We start from the raw sequence: 21,633 nt of genomic DNA, 5'->3' as shown, positions 1-21,633 counted from the left end.
GGCGAGCCGTCACGCTCTGGCAGGATCTGCCCATGGAGGCCACCCCGCTCGATCGGCTCGACCGGGCCTGGTCGCGGGGTCGTACGTCGATGGGCACCCGCGTCGAGAGGCTGCGCTCGAAGTCCTTCGCGATCGCCCAGTGCGCCGTCGCAGCTGGCGTGGCCTGGCTGATCGCCAAGGACCTGCTCGGTCACGACACCCCGTTCTTCGCCCCGATCGCGGCGGTCGTCAGCCTCGGCACGTCCTACGGACAGCGGCTGCGCCGGGTCGCGGAGGTGACGGTCGGGGTCGCCCTGGGCGTGCTGCTCGGCGACCTGCTGGTGGTCTGGCTCGGGTCCGGCTGGTGGCAGATCGCGATCGTGGTGGCGCTGGCGATGTCGGTGGCCTTCCTCCTCGACGGCGGGCAGCTGATGGTCACCCAGGCCGCGGTGCAGTCGATCGTCATCACGACGCTGATCGTCAGCCCGGGCGGAGCCCTCACCCGCTGGACCGACGCGCTGATCGGTGGTGCCGTCGCGCTCGTGGCCGCGACGGTCGTGCCGGCCGCCGCCCTGCGCAGACCGCGCGAACAGGCTGCCCGCGTGCTGCGCAAGGAGGCCGAGATGCTGCGGGCCGCCGCCGACGTGATGGTCGACGGCGAGCTGGAGCGCGCGCTCGACCTGCTCGCCGACGCCCGCTCCACCGACTACCTCATCGCCGAGCTGCGCAGCGCCGCCGACGAGGGCCTGGCGGTGGTGGCCTCCTCGCCGTTCCGGGTGCGGCACAAGCCCGGCGTCCGGCGGATGGCCGAGCTCGTCGAGCCGCTGGACAGGTCGCTGCGCAGCACGAGGGTCCTGATGAGGTACGTCGCGCTGGCGGCGTACAGGAGACGGCCGGTGCCGTCGGCCTATCCGCTGGTCGCGCGCGACCTCGCGGCCGCGATCGACCTCGTCGCCGACGAGCTTCAGGCCGACCGGGTGGCGGTGGCGGCGCAGCCGGCGCTGATCGCCGTCGGGATCGCGACCTCCGAGCTGCCGCGCGAGGACGCGTTGTCGGTCGAGGTGATGCTGGCGCAGCTGCGCGCGGTCGTCACCGACCTGCTGATGCTGACGGGCATGGGCCAGCTGGAGTCGACCGACGCGATCCCGCGGCCGCGCAGCTGAGGCCGCAGGGCCGGGGTCAGAGGGAGGCCCGCAGCTCGGCGACGACCGAGTCGACGACGGCGACCAGGTCGCCGTTGGTGTCGGCGGCGACCTTGCGCTGGCGCTGGTAGGAGGCGCCCTTGCGGGGGATGTCGGCGACCGAGCGCAGCTCGTCCTGGCAGTCGAGCCGCTTCGACAGCGGCGTGAGGCGCTCGAGCAGGTCGTCGAGGTCGTCGGTGACCAGCCGCTCGCGCGACGTGGCGTCCAGGATCACGATCGCGTCGAGGCCGTAGCGCGCTGCTCGCCACTTGTTCTCCTGCACGTGCCAGGGCGGCATCGTCGGCAGGGTCTCCCCGGCCGCCAGGCGGGTGTCGAGGTCGACGACCAGGCAGTGGATCAGCGCGGTCAGGGCAGCGAGCTCGGTGATGTCGGACATGCCGTCGCAGACCCGGTTCTCGATCGTGCCCAGATGGGGCGCCGGCCGGATGTCCCAGCGCACGTCGGACATCGAGTCGATGACGCCGGTCGTGGCCTGGTCACCGATGCACGCCTCGAACTCCTCCCACGTGTCGAACGTGAAGGGCAGCCCGGCGGTCGGCAGCTGCTGGAACATCTGCGACCGGTTGGAGGCATAACCGGTGTCGAGGCCGGCCCAGACCGGCGAGCTCGCGGAGAGGGCCAGGAGGTGGGGATAGGTGTTGAGCAACGATGACATGATCGGCATCACCCGGTCCTGCGACGGCAACCCGACGTGCACGTGCACGCCCCAGATCAGCATCTGCCGGCCCCACCACTGCGTGCGGTTGATCAGCTCCTCGTAGCGGGGGCCCTCGGTCAGCTGCTGTGCCGACCACTTCGCGAAGGGGTGCGTGCCCGATCCGAGCAGGTCGACGCCGAGCCGGTCCGCCGCGGGCACGACCACCCCGAGGGTGGTGCGCAGGTCGGCGACGGCCTCGCCCACCGACGTACAGATGCCGGTCACGACCTCGACGGTGTTGCGCAGCAGCTCCTTGTGCAGCCGAGAGGGGTCGACCAGCTCCGGCGTGACCGCGGCGAACAGGTCGGCCGCGGTGTTGGAGAGGTCGCGGGTCTCACGGTCGACGAGCGCGAACTCCCACTCGACCCCGATCGTCGGCGCGGACGAAGCCTGGAAGGCGATGGGGAAGTCGATGCGCACCCAGCCATCGTAGGGATGTGACGCGTCGCCGCGTCACCCCTGAGGCTGGCCCCAGGTCACGACGAACAATTTCTGTGCCACGTTTGTCGTATGCGCCCGACGTCGTTCGTGGAGTGAATGAGAGGCGGTCACCGGACCGCCCGGACCGAGGAGGAACGAGATGACGCACTACCTGATGACCGTGCACGGGCCCGCCGAGCTGGACGAGTTCGGCAGCTACGGCTCCAAGGAGGAGATGGAGGAGGCGTTCGCCGAGACCGGCGCCTTCAACGACAAGCTCAAGGCCGACGGCTACTGGGTCTTCGCCGGTGGCCTGCAGTCGGCGTCGAGCGCGACCGTCGTCGACGGCCAGGGGAAGACGCCGGTGATGACCGACGGCCCCTACCTCGAGACCAAGGAGCTCATCGCGGGCTTCTGGGTCATCGACGCACCCGACCTCGACGTCGCGCTCGCGCTCGCGGCCGAGGCGTCCGCGGCGTGCCGCGGCAAGGTCGAGGTGCGCCCCTTCGACGGCCTCGCCTGAGCCCGCCTGCCCGCGCCCGGCGACCGGTGCAACCATGGGCCCCGTGGTGGACGATCCGCGCGAGCTCAACCTGACCATCGACCTGTGCCTGCGCATCGGTGAGGTGCTGTTGTCGTCGGGCGCCGGCGCGGCCGACGTCACCGCGACCATGCAGTCGGTCGCCCTCCACCTCGGCCTGCGGCACCCGGAGATCGACGTGACCTTCACGTCGCTGTCCATGAGCTACCAGCTCTCGCCCGAGGACCCGCCGGTGCTGATGATCCGCAACGTCAAGCACCGCGACATCGACTACGCCGACCTGACGCAGGTCGACCACCTCGTGCACGAGGTGCTCGCCGGCGAGCTCGACCTCTACCTCGCCCGCACCCGCATGGCCACGATCCTCTCGACCGGGCATCCCTGGCCGCGCTGGTCGGTGACGCTCGCCTGGGGCGTGATGTGCGCGAGCGTCGCGGTCTTCCTGGGCGGCGACTGGCTGATCGCGCTGATCGCGTCGGCCGCGGCCATGACGATCGACCGCCTGCAGCTCGTGCTCGCCCGACGCCGGCTGCCCACGTTCTACCTCCAGGTCGCGGGCGGGATGGTCGCGACCCTGTTCGCGGTCGGGTTGGCGGCCACCCCGCTCACGGCCGACTTCTCGCTCGTGGTCACCGCCAACATCGTCATGCTGCTCGCCGGCATCGGCTTCATGGGTGCGATCCAGGACGCGCTGACCGGGTTCTACGTCACCAGTGGCGCGCGGGTGATCGAGGCGCTGCTGGCCACGGCCGGGATCATCGCGGGGGTCAGCGGCGGCCTCTCGGTGGCCGACGTGCTGGGGGTCAACCTCGGCCAGCTCGTGCCGGGCCGCTCGCTCGGCAACCACGTGCTCATCGCCGTCGTCGGTGCCGCGGTGTCGGCCGCCGCCTTCGCCTTCGCCTGCTACGCACCCCGCCGCGCGCTGCTCCCGATCGCCCTCACCTCCGGCGTCGCGACCCTGCTCAACGCCGTCGTCAGCGAGACCGGCTTCGGTCGCACCTGGGCGGCGGCCGTCGGCGCCTTCATCATCGGCGTGGTCGCCTACGGCGTCGCCGGCCGCTTCCGGGTGCCGCCTCTCGTCGTCGCGGTGTCCGCCATCGTGCCGCTGCTGCCCGGCCTCTCGATCTACCGCGGGCTCTCGCTGCTCGCCACCGACGGCTCCGGCACCTCCGAGGGGATCGTCGCGATGATGACCGCGGCCTCGGTCGCGGTCGCGCTGGCGTCCGGGGTGATCCTGGGGGAGTACCTCGCCCAGCCCCTGAAGCGCGAGACCCGCCGGATGGAGGCGCGGCTCTCCGGCCCGCGGCTCGTGGGGCCCTTCCGGGCGACGAAGCGCGGCGAGACCCGGGCCGACCGGATCGTCTGAACGTCAGGCCCGCTGGTCGAGCAACGCCAGCCAGGGCAGGTGCGCCACCTTGTCGTACGGCGCCGCGCCGGCCACCACCGCGGCGTGCAGCCCGTCCGCGCTGGCGCGAGCGGCGGCGACCACCTCGGGCGGGTAGCCGTAGGCGACCTGGTGCTCGAGGAACTCGTCCTCGTCGTCGATGAAGACCTCGCCCCACCCCGCGCGCTGGTTCTGCGGAGCGGTGAACGAGAGGCCCGGGTCCTCGGGGGCCATCCGGATCACGTCGAGGTCGAGGTCCACGGTGCGCAGGACGTCTCCGTCCCAGGTGGCCGGCGTGCTGACGTCGATGTAGAGGTCGCACCAGATCCCCGGAGCGTGGAAGGTGGCGAGCCAGTGACCCTCGTGCGGCACGAGGGTGACCGCGTCGACCTCGGAGTCGAAGGCGAACCCCGGCCGGGAGTTGTGGGTGCCCGCGGGGAAGCCGAGCCACTCGCCGTACGCATCAGAGCCGAGCCAGACGCCGGCGAAGCGCCAGTGGGGCCGATCGCCCCACTTGATCACCTCGACGCGGACCGGGTCGCCGGGAGCACGAGTCATGGGAAGGAATCTAGGCGGTCGTATCTGACGCAGTCCTGCGCGTTCCTCTCTGGTGAGGCCCGGCATCGGGCGGGGCCTGACAGGGGGAGTGAGCACCATGGCTACGAACAAGCGTGAGACCGACCGGTCGTCGAACCGGTGCGACCCGGATCGTCCGGTGGACAACGTCCGCTGCGAGGACGTGGACCGCGAGGGGTCGGGGAAGGTGCCGGAGGTGTTCAGGTCCCTCGACGCGCTGGCCGACCTCGAGGCCTTCGAGGTCGTGCGGGTCGACGCGAAGATGCTGGCCGACGTCTCGGACGAACCGGTCGAGTTCTCGGTGCCGGACTGGTCCGACATCCGGTCGCGACCGGTCGCCGCGCTGCGCCAGGAGGGCTACCGCCCGCGCATCCGGTTCCGGGGCAAGGAGCTCCAGCCCGCCGTCGTCCTGGGCAGCGACGAGCGGCGGACCTACAGCGACCGCTCCTACCCGTGGGGGTGCGTGTGCAAGGTGATCACCAGCGTGGGCTCCGGCTCCGGGGTGATCATCGGCCCGCGCCACGTCCTCACCGCCAGCCACGTCGTGAACTGGTCGGTCCCGGGTGGGGTCAACGGCACCGTCGAGGTGCACCGCGCCGGCGCCACCGTGTCGGCGGTGTCGCCCATCCGGCGCGTCTTCGCCTACACCCAGGTCACCGGGACCGTGGGCTGGACGGAGCTGGACGAGGACTATGCCGTCCTCGAGGTCGCGGACCCGATCGGGGACAGGTTCGGCTGGCTCGGCTGCCGCACCTATTCGAGCAGCTGGGACGGCGACGCCTACTGGTACAACGTCGGCTACCCCGGCGACGTCGGCGGCGCGGCCTGGCCGACCTGGCAGCGCAGCAAGTGGCTCAACGAGCACGCGTGGGACTTCGGCTCCGGCCGTGCGATGGACACCGACGCGGACATCAACCCCGGGAACTCCGGTGGCCCGATGTTCGCCTGGTGGTCCGACGGTCCGTACGCCGTCTCCGTCGTCTCCGCCCACGACGTCGAGGACCGGGAGAACTACTGCTCCGGAGGCTCCGACATCGTCCGGCTCGTCAGGCTCGCCCGGGGGCTGTGAGCGGGGTCAGGGCATCAGGCGCGGCGCCACCCGGGCGATGACGTCCTGGTAGCGCGAGCCCACGAGCTTGGCGAAGTGGTGCAGCACGTGGGCGTCGACGCCGACGAGCACGCGCGCCTTGCCGGAGAGCGCGCCCTTGAGGATGATGCGCGCCGCCTTGTCGGCGGGCATCCGCGCGAGCTTCTTCTCGAACAGGTCCGAGAGCTGCTCGTGGTCCTCGCCTGCCGTGGTGCGGCCGTTGCGCGCGATGCCGGTCTTGATCCCGCCGGGGTGGACGCTGGTGACGGTCACCGGGTGGCCGTTGATCAGCATCTCCTCGCGCAGTGCCTCGGTGAAACCGCGGACCGCGAACTTCGTGGCGTTGTAGGCGCTCTGCCCGGGCATCGAGACCAGCCCGAACAGCGACGAGAGATTGACCAGCGCGCCGTTGCCGGAGGCGATCAGGTGGGGGAGGAACTCCTTGGTGCCGTTGACGACACCGTCGAGGTTGACTCCGACGATCCAGTCGAACTCCTCGTAGGTCATGTCCTCGAAGTCGCCGCTCATCGTGACGCCGGCGTTGTTGACGACCAGGTTGACCCGGCCGAACTGGCCGACCACGTCGGTCGCCCACTGCGCCATCGCGGCCCGGTCGGAGACGTCGACGACGTCGCTGCGGACCTCGGCGCCGAGCGCCTTGACGATCTCGACGGTCTCGGCGAGGCCGTCGGGGTTCCAGTCGGAGATGGCGAGCAGCGCACCTTGCTGGGCGGACTGCCGGGCGAGCTCGCGCCCGATCCCGGAGCCGGCGCCGGTGATGACGACGACCTTGTCCTGCAGTGTCTTGAGGCTCATGCGCTGGCTCCTTCGGTCTGCGTGGTGGCGTGCTGTGAGGTGGCCTTCGCGGGCGCGAGGTCGTAGCTCTCCGCGTCGAAGCGCGACATCAGCTTGCGGAAGGTGAAGGTCGCGCGCGGCCACAGGGTGGTGTTCTTGCCGTGGGCGTCGAGATACCAGCTCGAGCAGCCGCCGGTGCTCCACACCGTGCGCTTCATGCGCCGCTGGATGTCGTCGTTCCACTCGTCCTGGACGGCCTGCTGCGGCTCGACCGCTGCCACGCCCCGCTGCCGCATGGTGGTCAGCGCGTCAACGATGTAGGCGAGCTGCGACTCGATCATGAAGACCATCGAGGTGTGTCCCAGACCGGTGTTGGCGCCGACGACCTGGAAGAGGTTGGGGAAGCCCCGGGTCGCGGTGCCCTTGTAGGACGCCATCCCGTGCTCGGCCCACACGTCGGAGAGCGACGCGCCGTCACGGCCGTGGATGAGCTCGGCGATCGGCTGCTCGGTGGTCTGGAAGCCGGTCGCCACGATGAGTACGTCGATGGGTCGCTCGACACCGTCGGCGGTGACGATCGCGTTGCCGGTGACCTTGGCGATCGGGTCGGTGACCAGGTCGACGTTGTCGGCCGCGAGCGCGGGGTAGTAGGTGTTGGAGATCAGGATGCGCTTGCAGCCGACCTGGTAGGTCGGGGTGACCTTGGCGCGCAGCTCGGGGTCCTGGATGCCCTTCGCGAGGTTGGCGAGCGCGAGCTTCTTGGCGGGTGTGGCCAGTGCGGGGTTCCACACGAAGCCCGGGACGTAGAGCTCACGCGCCCAGTAGATCCCGGTGCGGTAGGCCTTCTGCACGACGGGGACGTGCTTGAAGAGCAGCCTCTCGAGGCGGGTGTAGCGGCGGTCGTTGCGCGGCAGGACATAGGGCGCGGTGCGTTGGTAGACGTCGAGCTGGGCGACGTCGGGCTGGATCGCGGGGACGATCTGGATGCTGGACGCACCAGTGCCGATGATCGCGACGCGCTTGCCGGCGAGGTCGACGTCGTGGTCCCAGCGGGCGGAGTGGAAGACCTCGCCCTGGAAGGTCTCGATGCCGTCGATCTCGGGCATCTTCGGCACGGACAGTCCGCCGGAGCCCGAGATGAGGGCCTTGGCCACGACCTCGCCGCGCGACGTGGTGACGTGCCAGCGCTGGTCGCTCTCGTCCCACCGCGCGTCGGTCAGCTCGGTGTCGAAGGAGAACCGGTCGAGCGTGCCCGACTTCTCCGCCACGTCGCGCAGGTAGGCCTCGATCTCCGGCTGCGGGGAGAACGACATCGACCAGTCGGGGTTGGGTGCGAAGGAGTACGAGTAGAGCTGGCTGGGGACGTCGCACGCCGCACCGGGATAGGTGTTGGCTCGCCAGGTGCCGCCGATGCCACCGTCCTTCTCGATGACGAGGAAGTCGTCCTCGCCGGCTTCGGCGAGCTTGATCGCCGCGCCGAGCCCGGCGAAGCCGGCACCGATCACGAGGTGGTCGACGGCTGCGGGCAGGGGAGCAGTGCGCTGGGTCATGGGGAGGAGACTATTGGCGTTATTGAATATCCGTCAATAGGATGTGTGCATGACCACTTCTCCGGCGCGGACCCGACTCTCGCCCGACGCGCGGCGCGCGCAGCTCCTCGAGCTCGGCGCGCAGCTGTTCGCGACCCGGTCGGTCGACGAGATCTCCATCGACGTGCTCGCCGAGGAGGCCGGTGTCTCGCGCGGCCTGCTCTACCACTACTTCGGTTCCAAGCAGGACTTCCGCCTGGCCGTCATCCGGCACGCCGTCGAGGACCTCGTGGAGAAGACCGCCCCCCCGGCCGAGGGGGAGCCGCTCGAACGGCTCCTCACGTCCCTGGGTGTCTACGTCGACTACGTGCTCGACAACCTGACGCTCTACCGCTCCTTGGTGCGGGCTGCGGCCGGTGGCACCGACGAGGTCCGCGCGGTCTACGAGAAGGGTCGCTTCGCGCTCACCGACCGGATCTTCCGCGAGGACTCGCTCGGGCAGATCCTGACGGACACCCCGCAGTCGCGGCTGGTCGTGCGCGGCTGGTCCGCGATGACCGAGGAGATGGTGCTCACCTGGGCGGAGGACCCGACCACGATCACCCGCGACCAGCTGCTCGAGGTGCTCGCCCTGTCGCTGCCGGGACTGGTCGACCTCACCTGAGGCGTACGGCGATCGCCGTACGCCACCCGGACCGAACTCGGTTGCGGGGTGCGGGAGAATGATCCGGTTGTGCAGATCTCCTACCCGCCGGCCCTGCCGGTCTCCGCGCGCCGTGACGACATCGCGGCTGCCATTCGCGACCACCAGGTCGTCATCATCGCGGGCGAGACGGGGTCCGGGAAGACGACGCAGCTCCCCAAGATCTGCCTCGAGCTGGGCCGGGCCGCCGACGGCAAGCTGATCGGGCACACCCAGCCGCGCCGGATCGCGGCCCGCTCCGTGGCCGAGCGGATCGCGGAGGAGCTCGGCACCGAGCTGGGTGACGTGGTCGGCTACCAGGTGCGCTTCACCGACCGCACCTCGCGCCAGTCGCGGATCAAGCTGATGACCGACGGCATCCTGCTCGCGGAGCTGCAGCGCGACCGCCAGCTGCGCAAGTACGACACGATCATCATCGACGAGGCGCACGAGCGCTCCCTCAACATCGACTTCCTGCTCGGCTACCTCAAGCGGCTGCTGCCGCGCCGGCCCGACCTCAAGCTGATCATCACCAGCGCGACCATCGACGTCGAGCGCTTCGCCCAGCACTTCGACGCACCCGTCGTCGAGGTGACGGGCCGGACGTTCCCGGTCGAGATCCGCTACCGCCCGCTCCTCGAGCTGCCCGAGGCCGACGCCGAGGGCGAGCCGGTCCAGCGCGACCAGACCGAAGCGATCCTCGCGGCGGTCCGCGAGCTGTCGGCCGAGGGTCCGGGCGACGTCCTGGTCTTCCTGCCGGGCGAGCGCGAGATCCGTGACACCGCTGACGCCCTCGACGCGCTCAAGAGCGACCGGCTCGAGGTCGTGCCGCTCTACTCCCGGCTGTCCGCGGCCGAGCAGCACCGCGTCTTCTCCAGCCACAACATGTCCGTACGGCGCATCGTGCTCGCCACCAACGTGGCCGAGACCTCGCTGACCGTGCCGGGCATCCGCTACGTCATCGACACCGGCGTCGCGCGGATCTCGCGCTACTCGCTGCGGACGAAGGTGCAGCGACTGCCGATCGAGCCGATCAGCCAGGCCAGCGCCAACCAGCGCTCCGGTCGCTGCGGCCGTGTCGAGGCCGGCATCGCGATCCGGCTCTACTCCGAGGAGGACTTCGAGGGCCGCGCCGAGTTCACCGACCCGGAGATCCTGCGCACCAACCTCGCCAGCGTCATCCTCCAGATGACCTCGCTCGGGCTCGGCGACGTCGGCCGCTTCCCGTTCGTCGAGCCGCCGGACAACCGCAACATCAAGGCCGGCATCGAGCTGCTGGAGGAGCTCGGCGCCCTCTCGACGCTGGTGGAGCGCCGATCGCCGGCGAGCGTGTCGAAGCCAGGTCCGCCCCCTGCCGGCCCCACCCTCACCAAGCTCGGCCGACGCCTTGCCCGGCTGCCGATCGACCCGCGACTCGGCCGGATGATCCTCGAGGCCGAGCGCCTCGGCTGCGTCCGCGAGGTCATCGTGATCGCCGCGGCGCTCAGCCTCCAGGACCCGCGCGAGCGCCCGGCGGAGATGCAGGCGCAGTCCGACCAGCAGCACGCCCGCTTCAAGGACGAGACCTCCGACTTCCTCACCTGGCTCAACCTCTGGCGCCACATCAAGGAGCAGCAGCGCGAGCTCAGCTCGAGCGCCTTCCGCCGGATGTGCAAGCGCGAGTTCCTCAACTACCTGCGCGTGCGCGAGTGGCAGGACTTCGAGTCGCAGCTGCGCCAGGTCTGCAAGGAGATGAAGATTGACCTCGGGCAGCCGGCTGACCTGCCCGACGCCGACGGCATCCACCAGGCGCTGCTGTCGGGGCTCCTCAGCCACATCGGCGCCCTCGAGGAGCGGGCGCAGCCGAGACCGGGCGAGCGCAAGGCGATGCGGGAGTACGTCGGGGCGCGCGGCGCGCGCTTCGCGATCTTCCCGGGCAGCGTGCTCAAGGGCCGCAACCCGGCCTTCGTGATGGCCGGCGAGCTGGTCGAGACGAGCCGGCTGTGGGGTCGCCAGAACGCCGCGATCAAGCCGGAGTGGGCCGAGACACTGGCCGCCCACCTGGTCAAGCGCACCTACTCCGAGCCGCACTGGTCGGCGAAGCGGGCGTCGGTGATGGCCCACGAGAAGGTCACGCTCTACGGCGTCCCCCTCGTCGCCGACCGGCTGATCACCTTCGGCAAGGTCGACCCGGCGCTGTCACGCGAGCTCTTCATCCGGCATGCGCTGGTGCAGGGGGAGTGGCGCACGCAGCACGCCTTCTTCCACACCAACCGACAGCTCCTCGACGAGGCCGAGGAGCTCGAGCACCGCGCCCGTCGGCGCGACATCGTGGTCGACGAGGAGACGCTCTTCGACTTCTACGACGCCCGCGTCGGCCCCGAGGTCGTCAGCGGCGCCCACTTCGACCAGTGGTGGAAGTGCGAGCGCCGGACGCAGCCCGACCTGCTCACCTTCGATCCGGAGATGCTCACCCACGCCGGCGCCGACGAGGTCCGCGCGACCGACTTCCCGACCAGCTGGCACGACTCCGACGAGGTCGGGCTGACCTTCCCCATCAGCTATCACTTCGAGCCGGGCGCGGCCGACGACGGCATCACGATCGAGGTGCCGGTCGCCACCCTCAACCGGGTCGAGGCGGCCGACTTCTCCTGGCTGGTGCCGGGCCTGCGCGAGGAGCTGGTCACCGAGCTCATCCGCAGCCTGCCCAAGAACCTCCGGGTCAACTTCGTCCCGGCCCCCAACAAGGCGCGCGAGTTCCTCGCGGCCGTGCCCGCCGGCGCCGAGCCGCTGCTCGACGCCCTCGAGCGTTATCTCGTGGCCGGCACCGGCATCGTCGTCCCCCGCGAGGCCTGGGACTGGTCCAAGATCCCCGGTCACCTCCAACCGACCTTCCGGGTCGTCGACGAGGACGGTGGCGAGGCCGCCCGCGGCAAGGACCTCGAATCGCTGAAGGAGCCGCTGCGACCCAGCCTCGAGCAGGCGATCGCCGACGTCGCCGCCGACTCGGGCGTCTCCGCGACCGGCCAGACGAGCTGGACGTTCGGCACCCTCGAGGAGTCCTTCACGCAGCTCCGCGCCGGCCACGAGGTCCGCGGCTTCCCGGCCCTGGTCGACGAGGGCAGCACCGTCGGCGTCCAGGTCTGCGCGTCCGCTGTCGAAGCCGCCTCGCGCCACCGCCTGGGTGTACGCCGCCTGCTCCTGCTCGCCCTCGGCGGGTCACCCACCGTCGACCAGCTCGGGCTTGATCAATTCAGCATGCTGGCGCTGGTCGCATCGCCGTACCCCACGGTCGGCGAGCTCGTGGACGACGTCCGCGCGGCCGTCGTCGGCGACCTCGTCGACGCGCGTCCGGAGGTGCGGGACGAGGCGGCGTACGACGCCCTGCTGGCCGTCGCCCGGCGCGACCACACGGCGGCGGTGACCGCCTGCGTCCACGACGTGATCCGGGTGCTGGGCGCGTGGCGTGCGTGCGACAAGGAGCTGTCCGGGCGGGCCGAGCTGCTGACGCTGCCGGCGCTGACGGACATGAAGACGCAGGTCCAGCGACTGATGTCGCGCGGCTTCATCGGCGAGGCGGGAGCCGCCCAGCTGCGCGAGCTCCCGCGCTACCTCGCAGCGGTGCAGCACCGCCGCGCCAAGCTGGACGAGCAGGTCGCGCGCGACCGGCAGCTGATGGACCAGATGGCCGACCTGCAGGACGCCTGGCTGCACCAGGTCGCCGCGCTGCCGCCCGGTCGACCGCCGAGCGCCGGACAGCGCGCCGTGCGCTGGCTGCTGGAGGAGTACCGCGTGTCGCTGTGGGCGCAGCACCTCGGCACGAAGGGCTCGGTCAGCGACCAGCGGATCCGCAAGGCACTCGCCGCGGGTTAGTGGCGCACGCCGGACCGGGAGCGCCTCACGGCGCGTGGCCGCTCGTAGCGGCTTATTGTGGGACCCGGGGCTGCCGCGATCCGGCGTGCTCCGGGGGAGAGTCTACGTCGCGATCTCGCTCAGGCCAGCGCACCGCGGAGCTCGAGGTGGCCCGCCGCCTCGAGCTGCTCGGCGAGCGTGAGCATCCTCACGGTGTCGGCGTGCACGGAGCCCGCGACGGTGGCGCGGCCGGTGGCCACGACGCGGGCGAACGCAGCGGCGCGGAGCAGCGTCACGGCGAAGTCGCCGACGATGCCGCGCAGCACCTCGTCGATCATCGACTTGACCTCGTCGGGACCGGGCGGGTCGGCCACCCCGGCGACCACGCGCGCGACCTGGGCGCCGGCCAGCCCTGCGTCGTACTCCGCAGCGACGGCCGACGGTGAGCGGTGCACCCACGCGCGGAGGACGTAGAGCCGCCACAGGCAGCCCGCCAGCGTGTCGGCCGGGGCGCCCGACCACACCTCGGCGAGGGTCTCGAGACCCTCGGTGTCGGCGAGGTGCAGAACCCGCTCGACCAGGTCGTGGTCGTCGGCTCCCTGGGCCCCGCGCACCAGCAGCGTGGCGGCCAGGTCGCCGGCCTCGCGGATCGCGGCCGGGTCGGCGCCGTCGCTGATCTCCTCGAAGAACGTCGCGCCCGGAACGGACGGTCGGTGGTGTCGGGGGGAGTCGGAGTCGGGCATCCATCCACTCTAGGAGCCGCCCCTATGCTCATGGCCATGTCGAGCGAGACCTACGCCCCCGAGATCGACGGCGAGCCAGATCCCGGCGAGGTCGTCTGGGCGTGGGTGGCCTACGAGGACGATCCGTCGCAGGGCAAGGACCGGCCGGTGCTGGTGCTGCGTGTCGAGGGCGACGGCTGGGTCGGGCTCTATCTCTCCAGCCAGGACCACGACCGCGACGCCGCCGACGAGGCGGCCCACGGTCGCTTCTGGATGGACGTCGGCCCCGGTGGCTGGGACTCCGAGGGCCGCCCCAGCGAGGTGCGGCTCGACCGGCTGGTCCCGCTGACGCGTGATGGCGTACGGCGCGAGGGAGCCGCCCTCGACCCGGTGCTGTTCGCCCAGGTGCTCGAGGCAGCCGGACACCACGCGGCGCAGTGACCGGCGGCCCATTAGGGTTGCCGAGGCAGGACAAGGCAACGGGAAGCAGGGCACGGATGACGCGGCGGCTGATGGCGATGACGGCTGCGCTGGTGCTCAGTCTCGGGCTCGCGGCCTGCTCCGAGGAGCAGCAGCCCGCACCCGAGCCCACGCCCAAGCCGAGCGCGGGCACCGCCGAGGAGCCGCGGACGCTGACCTTCGGCGCCTTCGGCCACCCCACCGAGCTCAAGGCCTTCCAGCGCGTCGTCGACTCGTTCAACGCGACCTCCCAGACGCGCGAGGTCAAGCTCGTCACCTGGGCCAACCACGAGCAGGCGCTCGAGTCGGTCCTCGAGGGCGACGCGCCCGACGTCTTCCTGACCAGTCGCCGCGACCTGCGACAGATCGCCGACGCCGACGCGACGCGGCCGGTCGGCCTGCTGCTCGACGAGCGTGGCGTCGACTTCGGTGACCGCTTCTCGCGCGACGCCGTCGACGCGTTCGCCTACGAGGACGAGCTGCAGTGCATGGCCTACTCGGTCTCGCCGATGGTCATCTACTACAACGACGACCTCATCGACTTCGACAAGATGGAGCGCCGGGGGCTCGACGTACCGTCCGTGAAGAACGACGTGCGCAGCGACCGCTGGTCGCTCGCGGAGTTCGCCGCCGCCGCCCAGTTCGCGACGCGCCGCGGCAAGGTCGACGGCGTCTGGATCGAGCCCACGCTGCGCGGGCTCGCACCCTTCATCTACTCCGGCGGCGGCCAGGTCTTCGACGAGGACGACGACCCCACCTCGCTCGCCTTCTCCGACGACGGCACCCGCTCGGCCCTCGACCAGACGCTGGCGATCCTGCGCGACACGACGTTGACGCCGAGCGCCGACGAGCTGCGCAAGGCGACCGCCCTGCAGCTGTTCAAGCGCGGCAAGCTCGCCATGATCGCCGGCTTCCGCGACCTCGTCCCCGAGCTGCGCGCGGTCGACTCGCTGTCCTTCGACACCATCTCGATGCCGGTCATCGACTCACCCGCGACCGTGGGCGACATCGACGGGCTGTGCATCTCCGCCGACTCCGAGCGGGTCAACGACGCCGCCGACTTCCTCGCCTACGCCGTCTCCGACGCCGCGCTCGAGATCGTGACCCGCACCGGCTACATCGTCCCGGCCAACACCGAGGTCGCCGGCTCCGACGCCTTCTTGTGGCCGGACCGCCAGCCGGCCCACGCGTCGGTCTTCAACTCCGCGATCCGCGGCATGATCATCCCGCCGCTGCTGGCCACCGGGCCCGAGCTGGAGACGGCCGTCTCCCCGCTCCTGGACGACCTCGTCACCAGCCCCGGTGTCCTCGACCTCGAGCTCGCCACCGAGGAGATCGACAATGTCTCCCGCTCGGTGCTCGACCCCGAGTCGTTCACCGAGTCGCCGGCGCCGTCGGAGTCCCCGACCGACTAGCGCTCAGGCGTCGGGCTCGGCCACGGCGTCGGGCTCGGGCGGTGAGGGCTCGACGTCCCCGGCGAGCACGGCCCCGGTGAGGGCGCCGGTGACCAGGGTGACCTGCCAGGGGCGGGCGCCGTAGCCGGTGAGCTGCTCGCGCAGCGCGTCGGCGAGCTCGGCCGGCTCACGGGTGGTCGGCGGCGACCACATGGCGCGGCGTACGAAGTCGGGGGTGAGGAGGTTTTCCACCGGCAGGTTGTGCTCCTCGGCCAGCGTGAGCATCGAGGCCCGCGCCGCCTTGAAGCGGCGGTCGGCGACGATGTCGCGGTCGGCCCACATGCGGGGGTGCGGCGGGCCGTCCACGCGCGGAGTGCGGGTGGGCAGCTCGTCCTCGGGCAGCTCGCGGACTCCTGCCAGCACCTCGACCCAGGTGCGGGAGTAGCGCTCGGCGCCACGGCCGTGGAAGCCGGGGGTGCCCAGCAGGGCTGCACGGTCCGCGGGGAGTGCGGTGGCCGCCGCCACGATCGCAGCGTCGGGGATGATCCGCCCGGGCGTCACGTCACGACGCTCGGCGATCTCGTCGCGGGCCTCCCACAGCGCTTTCGCGGCGGCGAGCGATCGCCGACCACGCAGGCGGTGGACGCCGGAGGTGCGTCGCCAGGCGTCCTGGCGGACGGTCGGCTCGAAACCGAGGAGGTGGTCGAACTCCTGGCGGGCCCACTCGGTCTTGCCGGCCTCCTCGAGCGCGTCGACCATCAGCTCGCGCAGCTCGAGCAGGACCTCGACGTCGAGCGCGGCGTAGTCGAGCCACGCCTTCGGCAGCGGCCGGGTCGACCAGTCGGCAGCGGAGTGCTCCTTGCGCATGCGCTGGCCCAGCAGCGTCTCGACGAGCGTGGCCAGCCCGACGCGGGGATAGCCGAGCAGGCGACCGGCCAGCTCGCTGTCGAAGATCGACGCCGGCTCGAGGCCGACCTCGCGTAGGCACGGCAGGTCCTGGGTCGCGGCGTGCAGGATCCACTCGGTCCCGGCCAGCGCCTCCTGGAGCGGGCGCAAGTCGTCGAAGGCGATCGGGTCGACCAGCCAGGTGCCGGCGCCCTCGCGCCGGAGCTGGATGAGATAGGCGCGGGAGGAGTAGCGGTAGCCGGAGGCGCGCTCGGCGTCGATCGCGACCGGCCCGCTGGCCGCGCCCAGAGCGGCGCACGCCTCGGCGAGGGCCTCGTCGGTCTCCACCACGTGGGGCAGGCCGTCGCGCAGAGTGAGCAGGGGTGCGAGGGGTGGCTCGTCGACCGCCGCCTCTGTCGTGGGTGCTTCGTCCATCGTCACGAGCCGCGCTGACCGCGCCGGCTCGGGATCGCCGTGACGCCCTCGGGGACGGGCGGGAGCCCGGCCGAGGTGCACAACAGCTCGGCCCACGCCTCGACGTGGGGGCCGAGGTCGAGCGGCTTGTCCTCGTCGGTGGCCACGGGGGTCCAGGAGGCGCGGACCTCGATCTGGGCGGTGCCCTCCTCGTCGGCCATGCCGCCGAAGCTCTCGGTGGCCACGCTCGTGACCGTCCCGGACATCTCGGCGTAGACCGCGCCATGGGCCTCGAGCGCCTCGCTCAGCCACGACCAGCCCACCGCCGCCAGCATCGGGTCGGAGATCAGGTCGGGGTCGATCTCGGCGCGGGCATAGACCACGCACCGGAAGGTGCCGTTCCAGGCCTCGTTGCCGGCGGGGTCGTGGAGCAGGATGATCCGGCCGGTGCCGAGGTCGACGTCGTCGAGCGTGACGTCGGCGGACAGGGCGGAGGAATAGGGCGCGATGCGCTGCGGGGCCGGCATCTCCTCGCAGAAAACCTCGGGCCGCAGGGCTGCTGCGCGCATGCTGGCGACCGCCGCGCGGAACTCCGCAGGCCCAGCACTCGACTCCGAGTGCGTCTCTTGACGCGCCACCATGGCTCCACAGTAGGTCAGTGGCGGCCGGTGGCGATGTGCCGCCACGCCGCCTGACCTGCGAAGATTCCTCCGTGACAGCCTCCACCGACACCCAGTCAGACGGCGGGCTCGCCGGCAGCGCCTTCCTGGCCGCGGCCCGTGGCGAGACCCCGAGCCACACGCCCGTGTGGTTCATGCGGCAGGCAGGCCGGTCGCTGCCCGAATACCTGAAGATCCGCGAGGGCGTCGGGATGCTGGAGTCCTGCATGGACGCCGACCTCGTCACCGAGATCACCCTGCAGCCGGTCCGCCGCTACGGCGTCGACGCGGCCATCTTCTTCTCCGACATCGTGCTGCCGCTCAAGGCGGTGGGCGTCGACCTCGACATCAAGCCCGGGATCGGCCCCGTCGTGGCCTCCCCGGTGCGCACCCTGGCCGACGTCGAGGCGATTCCCGACCTCACGCCCGACCACGTCCCCTTCATCACCCAGGCCGTGCAGCAGCTCGTCGCCGAGCTCGGCAGCACGCCGCTGATCGGCTTCGCGGGCGCGCCGTTCACGGTCGCGTCCTACCTCGTCGAGGGCGGGCCCTCGAAGGAGCACGCGAAGACCAAGGCGCTGATGTTCGGCGCCCCCGACGTCTGGGACGCGCTGATGCGCAAGATCGCCGGCATCGCCGCGGACTACCTCCGCATCCAGGTCCAGGCCGGCGCCAGCGCCGTACAGCTCTTCGACTCGTGGGCCGGTGCGCTCACCCCCGGCGACTACTCCGAGCACGTCATGCCGCACTCCGCGCGCGTGCTGGCCGCGGCCGGCGAGCTCGGCGTGCCCCGCATCCACTTCGGGGTCGGCACCACCAACCTGCTGGGGCTGATGGCCGAGGCGGGCGCCGACGTCGTCGGCATCGACTGGCGCACACCGCTGGCGGACGGCATTGCCCGTGTGGGTGACCGCGCCGTGCAGGGCAACCTCGACCCGACGCTGGTCTTCGCACCGACCGACGTGATGACGGCCCGGGCCGCCGAGATCATCGACGCGGGCCGGGCCGCCAAGGGTCACATCTTCAATCTGGGTCACGGGGTCATCCCGTCGACCGATCCGGGTCAGCTCAAGGCACTCACGGAGTTCGTGCAGGCCTACCCGGTCTGAGCCTCACTCGTAGTCGTTGATCGCCCGCACGGTCAGCGCCACCATCACGGCCATGGCCAGCGCGACGACCACGAACCCCTTGCCGAGCACGGCCCACTGGAACGTCGGGTCGAGCACCAGCGACCGGGCCGCCTCCATGAGGTAGGTGACCGGGTTGAACGACGCCGCGATCTCCATCAGCCGGCTGAGCTGGTCGCGGGGCACGAAGTTGGGCGTGATGAACAGCAGCGGGAAGAACGCCATGCCGCCGGCCTGGGTCGCGGCCGCGCTGCGGCTCTTGAGCGCGATCAGCTGCATGAAGCCGCTGAAGACCACCGCCCACAGTGCGATCAGCACCAGCAGGACCGCGAAGCCGGCGACGCCGCTCGCGACCCGGACGCCGAACGGCAGCGCCACGAGCACCATCAGCGCCGTCAGTGCGAGGCTCTTGATGCCCTCGGACCAGAGCCGGCCGAAGACGATCGAGACCCGCGAGATCGGGGCCGCGCGCAGCTTGTCGAAGTAGCCGCCCTCGATCTCCTCGACCAGGAACAGCGCGGAGCTGCCGAACGACGCGGCCAGCAGCAGGGACGTCGGCAGCTGGAACGCGGCATAGCCCTGCCCCTGCAGGAAGGCCGTGGTGTCGGCCTGGAAGATCTTCGAGACCTGCCCGGTGTTGACCACCAGGAAGAACAGCGGGATGAAGATGGTCGGGATCAGGGCGTCGGGGGTGCGCAGCGACTCGCGCACGGCCCGCCCGCCGAGAACGGTGGTGTCACTCATGCCTGGACCTCCTGTACGTCGCCTGCCACCCGGGCCCGGCTGCGACCGGTGGCGTCCAGGAACACGTCGTCGAGCGTGGGCACGGAACCGTCACCGCGACGGCGTGCCAGCTCGTCCTTGAGCGCGGCGGGGGAGCCCTGCCGCACGATGAGGCCGTCGTCGATGATCGCGACCTCGTCGCAGAGCTGGTCGGCCTCCTCGAGGTACTGCGTGGTGAGGAAGACGGTCGTGCCCTGCTCGTTGATGCGCCGCACCTCCTCCCAGATCGTCAGCCGGCTGGCCGGGTCGAGGCCGGTCGTCGGCTCGTCGAGGAAGAGCACCTCCGGTCGGTGCACGAGCGCCGACGCGAGGTCGAGGCGCCGCTTCATGCCGCCGGAGTAGCCCTTGACGTTGCGATCGGCCGAGTCCTCGAGCTCGACGAGGCGCAGCAGCTCCTCGGTCCGCTCCGCGGCCTCGGCCTGCGACATGCCGTAGAGCCGGCACTGCAGCCGAAGCAGCTCGCGGCCGGTCTGGCGCGGGTCGAGCCCGGCCTCCTGGAGTGCGACACCGATACGGCGGCGTACGGCGTCGGGATCCGCCGCGACGTCGATGCCGGCCACCCGCGCGGAGCCCGCGCTGATGGTCATCAGCGTGGTCAGCATCCGCACGGTGGTGGACTTCCCGGCGCCGTTGGGCCCGAGGAAGCCGAACACCGAACCGGTCGGGATGGCCAGGTCGATGCCGCGCACGGCGTCGACCTCACCACCCTTGCCGCGGTAGCGCTTGGCGAGGGCGATGGCCTCGACAGCGAGTGTCATGGGTGTCTCCTTCTGGTCTGTGGTGACTGTTCGATGTCTCGAGTGTCTCGGCGATGCAGGACAGTTCCTGTCCGCTGTCGCACCCGGCATGTCCACACCGAGTACATCAATGTCGTCAGTGTAGACTTCGGCCATGACCACGGCAAGAGCGAGCTATCACCACGGCAACCTGCGCGAGGAGCTGGTGCGGGTCGCCCGCGAGCTGGCGCGCGTCGACGGGGCCGACGCGATCGGCATCCGCGAGGCGACCAGGCAGGTGGGCGTCACGGCGCGGGCGGCCTACCGGCACTTCGCCGACCGGGACGCGTTCGTGTCAGCGGTCGCGGTCTCGGTGCTCGACGAGATGGCCGCCACCATCGCGGCCCGGCAGGCGGACGCGGACGACGGGACGGCGCTGCTGACGGCGGTGGGCGAGGGCTACATCGCGTTCGCCCTCGACGAGCCGGGCTGGTTCGACGTCGCCTTCTTCGCGATGGGGGAGAAGGTGCAGGCGGGCGGGCAGTCGCCGTACACCCTGCTGGAGGAGTCGCTCGAGGCGCTCGTGGCCGAGGGGAGGCTCGCCGCCGACCGGGTCGGTGACGCCGCCATGACCTGCTGGTCGGGGGTGCACGGCTTCGCGACGCTGACCTCGCGCGGCCCGTTGCGCGCCCTGCCGCGGGAGACGATCGACGACCAGGCCCGCGTCGTCGTCGCCGACCTGGTCGCAGCCGTCACCCGGCCCACGAAGGACTGAGGGGCTCAGCCCTTCGGGGTCGTCGTCTTGCGCGCGGTGCGGGTCCGGGTGGTCACCTTCACCGTGGGCTTCGCCGGCGGCTCGACCTCAGGCGTCGCCTCGACGGCCGGGGTCTTCGCGGACGTCTTGGCCGGCGTCTTCTCGGGTGCCTTCGCGGCGGCCTTCCTCGGCGCCCTGGTCGCCTTCTTCGGCTCGGCGGCGGCCTTGCGCGGTGCCTTGAGCCGCACCTCGAGGCGCTTCGCGTCGCCGCGGGTCTCGAGGTAGGGCTGCGCCTGCACGAGGGCGGTCAGCTTGCTGTGCCCGAAGTTGCGCGGGTCGAAGGACGCGTGGGTGCGGGTGAGGTGGTTGCCGATCTGCGACACCGTCACCCAGCCGTCCTCGTCGGCCATCGCGTTGATCGCCTTGGTCAGCGCGCTCTGGAGGTTGAGCGACGGCGACTCGTCGCCCGACTTCTCGTCGCCGGACCGGCCCTTCTCCTCGGGCTCTTCGGCCTCCTCGTCCGGCTGGGACTCCGTCATCAGCACCTCGAGCGCGATGAACCGGTCGCAGGCGTTCTGCAGCGACGACGGCGTGGTCTTGCGGCCGAGGCCGTAGACCTTCTTGCCGGACTCGCGCAGCCGCAGCGCCAGGCTGGTGAAGTCGCTGTCGCTGCTGACGATGGCGAACGCCTCGACGTTGTCGGCGTAGAGCAGGTCCATCGCGTCGATGATCAGCGCCGAGTCGGTGGAGTTCTTGCCGGTGGTGAAGGCGATCTGGTGCATCGAGCGGATCGCGCGGGCGTTGAGCTCGCGGGACCAGCCGGCCAGTCGTTGGTGGGAGAAGTCGCCGTACGCCCGCTTGATCGTGGGCGTGCCATATTTCGCGACCTCCTCCAGCAGCGCCTCGGCGTACTTGGGGGACGTGTTGTCGGCGTCGATGAGGACGGCGATCCGGGTGCCTCCGTGGAGGTCGGCTTCCATGCATCGACCATAGCCGC

The 21,633-nt window shown here is 71.2% G+C and carries 20 protein-coding genes; 10 read left to right on the top strand and 10 right to left on the bottom strand.

Features of this window, described 5'->3' with window-relative positions:
* The first annotated feature begins 32 nt into the window (after nucleotides 1-32).
* A complete protein-coding gene (locus CF8_RS15595) occupies nucleotides 33-1,142 on the top strand; it encodes an FUSC family protein (protein WP_010834069.1) in 1,110 nt (369 codons plus the stop codon).
* 16 nt (nucleotides 1,143-1,158) lie between these two features.
* On the opposite strand, the gene CF8_RS15590 is transcribed toward CF8_RS15595, so the two are convergent.
* The gene (locus CF8_RS15590; protein ID WP_010834068.1) at nucleotides 1,159-2,298 is read right to left on the bottom strand and encodes a glutamate--cysteine ligase; all 1,140 of its coding nucleotides are present in this window, start codon (nucleotides 2,296-2,298) and stop codon (nucleotides 1,159-1,161) included.
* 160 nt (nucleotides 2,299-2,458) lie between these two features.
* Here CF8_RS15590 and CF8_RS15585 point away from each other — a divergent pair, with 160 nt between their 5' ends.
* Together CF8_RS15585 and CF8_RS15580 are read left to right on the top strand one after the other, a co-directional pair.
* A complete protein-coding gene (locus CF8_RS15585) occupies nucleotides 2,459-2,821 on the top strand; it encodes a YciI family protein (RefSeq protein ID WP_010834067.1) in 363 nt (120 codons plus the stop codon).
* A 34-nt stretch (nucleotides 2,822-2,855) separates the two neighbouring features.
* Nucleotides 2,856-4,205 carry a threonine/serine ThrE exporter family protein gene (locus CF8_RS15580; RefSeq protein ID WP_051204237.1) on the top strand — a complete coding sequence of 450 codons (1,350 nt, stop codon included), beginning with the start codon at nucleotides 2,856-2,858 and terminating at the stop codon, nucleotides 4,203-4,205.
* Between the two features lie 3 nt (nucleotides 4,206-4,208).
* On the opposite strand, the gene CF8_RS22610 is transcribed toward CF8_RS15580, so the two are convergent.
* The gene (locus CF8_RS22610) at nucleotides 4,209-4,781 is read right to left on the bottom strand and encodes a DUF402 domain-containing protein (protein WP_010834065.1); all 573 of its coding nucleotides are present in this window, start codon (nucleotides 4,779-4,781) and stop codon (nucleotides 4,209-4,211) included.
* A 157-nt stretch (nucleotides 4,782-4,938) separates the two neighbouring features.
* On the opposite strand from CF8_RS22610, the gene CF8_RS15570 reads away from it, so the two are divergent.
* The gene (locus CF8_RS15570) at nucleotides 4,939-5,868 is read left to right on the top strand and encodes a trypsin-like serine peptidase (RefSeq protein WP_198016861.1); all 930 of its coding nucleotides are present in this window, start codon (nucleotides 4,939-4,941) and stop codon (nucleotides 5,866-5,868) included.
* A 6-nt stretch (nucleotides 5,869-5,874) separates the two neighbouring features.
* Here CF8_RS15570 and CF8_RS15565 read toward each other — a convergent pair whose 3' ends face one another.
* Both CF8_RS15565 and CF8_RS15560 read right to left on the bottom strand, forming a co-directional pair.
* Nucleotides 5,875-6,702, bottom strand: coding sequence for an SDR family NAD(P)-dependent oxidoreductase (locus tag CF8_RS15565; RefSeq protein ID WP_010834063.1), 828 nt, complete (start codon nucleotides 6,700-6,702; stop codon nucleotides 5,875-5,877).
* The gene (locus CF8_RS15560) at nucleotides 6,699-8,231 is read right to left on the bottom strand and encodes a flavin-containing monooxygenase (protein WP_010834062.1); all 1,533 of its coding nucleotides are present in this window, start codon (nucleotides 8,229-8,231) and stop codon (nucleotides 6,699-6,701) included. The genes CF8_RS15565 and CF8_RS15560 overlap by 4 nt, the downstream gene beginning before the upstream one ends.
* A gap of 49 nt (nucleotides 8,232-8,280) precedes the next feature.
* Between CF8_RS15560 and CF8_RS15555 the strand changes: the two genes are divergently transcribed.
* Both CF8_RS15555 and hrpA read left to right on the top strand, forming a co-directional pair.
* Nucleotides 8,281-8,874, top strand: a complete 594-nt coding sequence (locus tag CF8_RS15555; protein ID WP_010834061.1) for a TetR/AcrR family transcriptional regulator — start codon at nucleotides 8,281-8,283, stop codon at nucleotides 8,872-8,874.
* Nucleotides 8,875-8,943: 69 nt separating this feature from the next.
* On the top strand, nucleotides 8,944-12,744 hold the full coding sequence (gene hrpA / locus CF8_RS15550; RefSeq protein ID WP_010834060.1) for an ATP-dependent RNA helicase HrpA: 3,801 nt from the start codon (nucleotides 8,944-8,946) through the stop codon (nucleotides 12,742-12,744).
* A gap of 119 nt (nucleotides 12,745-12,863) precedes the next feature.
* Here the strand turns inward: hrpA and CF8_RS15545 are convergent, their stop codons facing one another.
* The gene (locus CF8_RS15545) at nucleotides 12,864-13,466 is read right to left on the bottom strand and encodes a hypothetical protein (RefSeq protein WP_010834059.1); all 603 of its coding nucleotides are present in this window, start codon (nucleotides 13,464-13,466) and stop codon (nucleotides 12,864-12,866) included.
* Nucleotides 13,467-13,502: 36 nt separating this feature from the next.
* On the opposite strand from CF8_RS15545, the gene CF8_RS15540 reads away from it, so the two are divergent.
* Nucleotides 13,503-13,886, top strand: coding sequence for a type II toxin-antitoxin system PemK/MazF family toxin (locus tag CF8_RS15540; RefSeq protein ID WP_198016860.1), 384 nt, complete (start codon nucleotides 13,503-13,505; stop codon nucleotides 13,884-13,886).
* A 56-nt stretch (nucleotides 13,887-13,942) separates the two neighbouring features.
* Nucleotides 13,943-15,319, top strand: coding sequence for an ABC transporter substrate-binding protein (locus tag CF8_RS15535; protein ID WP_010834057.1), 1,377 nt, complete (start codon nucleotides 13,943-13,945; stop codon nucleotides 15,317-15,319).
* A 3-nt stretch (nucleotides 15,320-15,322) separates the two neighbouring features.
* On the opposite strand, the gene CF8_RS15530 is transcribed toward CF8_RS15535, so the two are convergent.
* Nucleotides 15,323-16,618: an HRDC domain-containing protein gene (locus tag CF8_RS15530; RefSeq protein ID WP_010834056.1), complete on the bottom strand. Its 1,296-nt coding sequence runs from the start codon at nucleotides 16,616-16,618 to the stop codon at nucleotides 15,323-15,325.
* 2 nt (nucleotides 16,619-16,620) lie between these two features.
* A complete protein-coding gene (locus CF8_RS15525) occupies nucleotides 16,621-17,238 on the bottom strand; it encodes a DUF3000 domain-containing protein (RefSeq protein WP_036491206.1) in 618 nt (205 codons plus the stop codon).
* Nucleotides 17,239-17,309: 71 nt separating this feature from the next.
* Here CF8_RS15525 and hemE point away from each other — a divergent pair, with 71 nt between their 5' ends.
* Nucleotides 17,310-18,365 (top strand): uroporphyrinogen decarboxylase, encoded by a 1,056-nt coding sequence (gene hemE, locus CF8_RS15520; protein WP_051204236.1) that lies wholly within the window; start codon nucleotides 17,310-17,312, stop codon nucleotides 18,363-18,365.
* A gap of 3 nt (nucleotides 18,366-18,368) precedes the next feature.
* Here hemE and CF8_RS15515 read toward each other — a convergent pair whose 3' ends face one another.
* Together CF8_RS15515 and CF8_RS15510 are read right to left on the bottom strand one after the other, a co-directional pair.
* The gene (locus tag CF8_RS15515) at nucleotides 18,369-19,127 is read right to left on the bottom strand and encodes an ABC transporter permease (RefSeq protein WP_010834053.1); all 759 of its coding nucleotides are present in this window, start codon (nucleotides 19,125-19,127) and stop codon (nucleotides 18,369-18,371) included.
* Nucleotides 19,124-19,924, bottom strand: a complete 801-nt coding sequence (locus tag CF8_RS15510; protein ID WP_036491204.1) for an ABC transporter ATP-binding protein — start codon at nucleotides 19,922-19,924, stop codon at nucleotides 19,124-19,126. The genes CF8_RS15515 and CF8_RS15510 overlap by 4 nt, the downstream gene beginning before the upstream one ends.
* A gap of 133 nt (nucleotides 19,925-20,057) precedes the next feature.
* On the opposite strand from CF8_RS15510, the gene CF8_RS15505 reads away from it, so the two are divergent.
* On the top strand, nucleotides 20,058-20,657 hold the full coding sequence (locus CF8_RS15505) for a TetR/AcrR family transcriptional regulator (protein WP_010834051.1): 600 nt from the start codon (nucleotides 20,058-20,060) through the stop codon (nucleotides 20,655-20,657).
* 5 nt (nucleotides 20,658-20,662) lie between these two features.
* On the opposite strand, the gene CF8_RS15500 is transcribed toward CF8_RS15505, so the two are convergent.
* Nucleotides 20,663-21,616 carry an NYN domain-containing protein gene (locus tag CF8_RS15500; protein WP_010834050.1) on the bottom strand — a complete coding sequence of 318 codons (954 nt, stop codon included), beginning with the start codon at nucleotides 21,614-21,616 and terminating at the stop codon, nucleotides 20,663-20,665.
* Nucleotides 21,617-21,633: the final 17 nt, after the last annotated feature.

Source organism: Nocardioides sp. CF8, from assembly GCF_000389985.1.
GTDB classification, from domain to species: domain Bacteria; phylum Actinomycetota; class Actinomycetes; order Propionibacteriales; family Nocardioidaceae; genus Nocardioides; species Nocardioides allogilvus.
The sequence above is the reverse complement of the archived record's forward strand: the minus strand, read 5'-3'. Positions and strand labels throughout refer to the sequence as shown.

What these genes read in the sequence shown, in the direction of transcription:
- CF8_RS15595 (WP_010834069.1), top strand. Translation starts at nt 33, where the DNA reads ATGGAGGCCACCCCGCTCGATCGGCTCGACCGGGCCTGGTCGCGGGGT.
- CF8_RS15585 (WP_010834067.1), top strand. Translation starts at nt 2,459, where the DNA reads ATGACGCACTACCTGATGACCGTGCACGGGCCCGCCGAGCTGGACGAG.
- CF8_RS15580 (WP_051204237.1), top strand. Translation starts at nt 2,856, where the DNA reads ATGGGCCCCGTGGTGGACGATCCGCGCGAGCTCAACCTGACCATCGAC.
- CF8_RS22610 (WP_010834065.1), bottom strand. Translation starts at nt 4,781, where the DNA reads ATGACTCGTGCTCCCGGCGACCCGGTCCGCGTCGAGGTGATCAAGTGG.
- CF8_RS15565 (WP_010834063.1), bottom strand. Translation starts at nt 6,702, where the DNA reads ATGAGCCTCAAGACACTGCAGGACAAGGTCGTCGTCATCACCGGCGCC.
- CF8_RS15560 (WP_010834062.1), bottom strand. Translation starts at nt 8,231, where the DNA reads ATGACCCAGCGCACTGCTCCCCTGCCCGCAGCCGTCGACCACCTCGTG.
- CF8_RS15555 (WP_010834061.1), top strand. Translation starts at nt 8,281, where the DNA reads ATGACCACTTCTCCGGCGCGGACCCGACTCTCGCCCGACGCGCGGCGC.
- CF8_RS15545 (WP_010834059.1), bottom strand. Translation starts at nt 13,466, where the DNA reads ATGCCCGACTCCGACTCCCCCCGACACCACCGACCGTCCGTTCCGGGC.
- CF8_RS15540 (WP_198016860.1), top strand. Translation starts at nt 13,503, where the DNA reads ATGTCGAGCGAGACCTACGCCCCCGAGATCGACGGCGAGCCAGATCCC.
- CF8_RS15535 (WP_010834057.1), top strand. Translation starts at nt 13,943, where the DNA reads ATGACGCGGCGGCTGATGGCGATGACGGCTGCGCTGGTGCTCAGTCTC.
- CF8_RS15530 (WP_010834056.1), bottom strand. Translation starts at nt 16,618, where the DNA reads ATGGACGAAGCACCCACGACAGAGGCGGCGGTCGACGAGCCACCCCTC.
- CF8_RS15525 (WP_036491206.1), bottom strand. Translation starts at nt 17,238, where the DNA reads ATGGTGGCGCGTCAAGAGACGCACTCGGAGTCGAGTGCTGGGCCTGCG.
- CF8_RS15515 (WP_010834053.1), bottom strand. Translation starts at nt 19,127, where the DNA reads ATGAGTGACACCACCGTTCTCGGCGGGCGGGCCGTGCGCGAGTCGCTG.
- CF8_RS15510 (WP_036491204.1), bottom strand. Translation starts at nt 19,924, where the DNA reads ATGACACTCGCTGTCGAGGCCATCGCCCTCGCCAAGCGCTACCGCGGC.
- CF8_RS15505 (WP_010834051.1), top strand. Translation starts at nt 20,058, where the DNA reads ATGACCACGGCAAGAGCGAGCTATCACCACGGCAACCTGCGCGAGGAG.
- CF8_RS15500 (WP_010834050.1), bottom strand. Translation starts at nt 21,616, where the DNA reads ATGGAAGCCGACCTCCACGGAGGCACCCGGATCGCCGTCCTCATCGAC.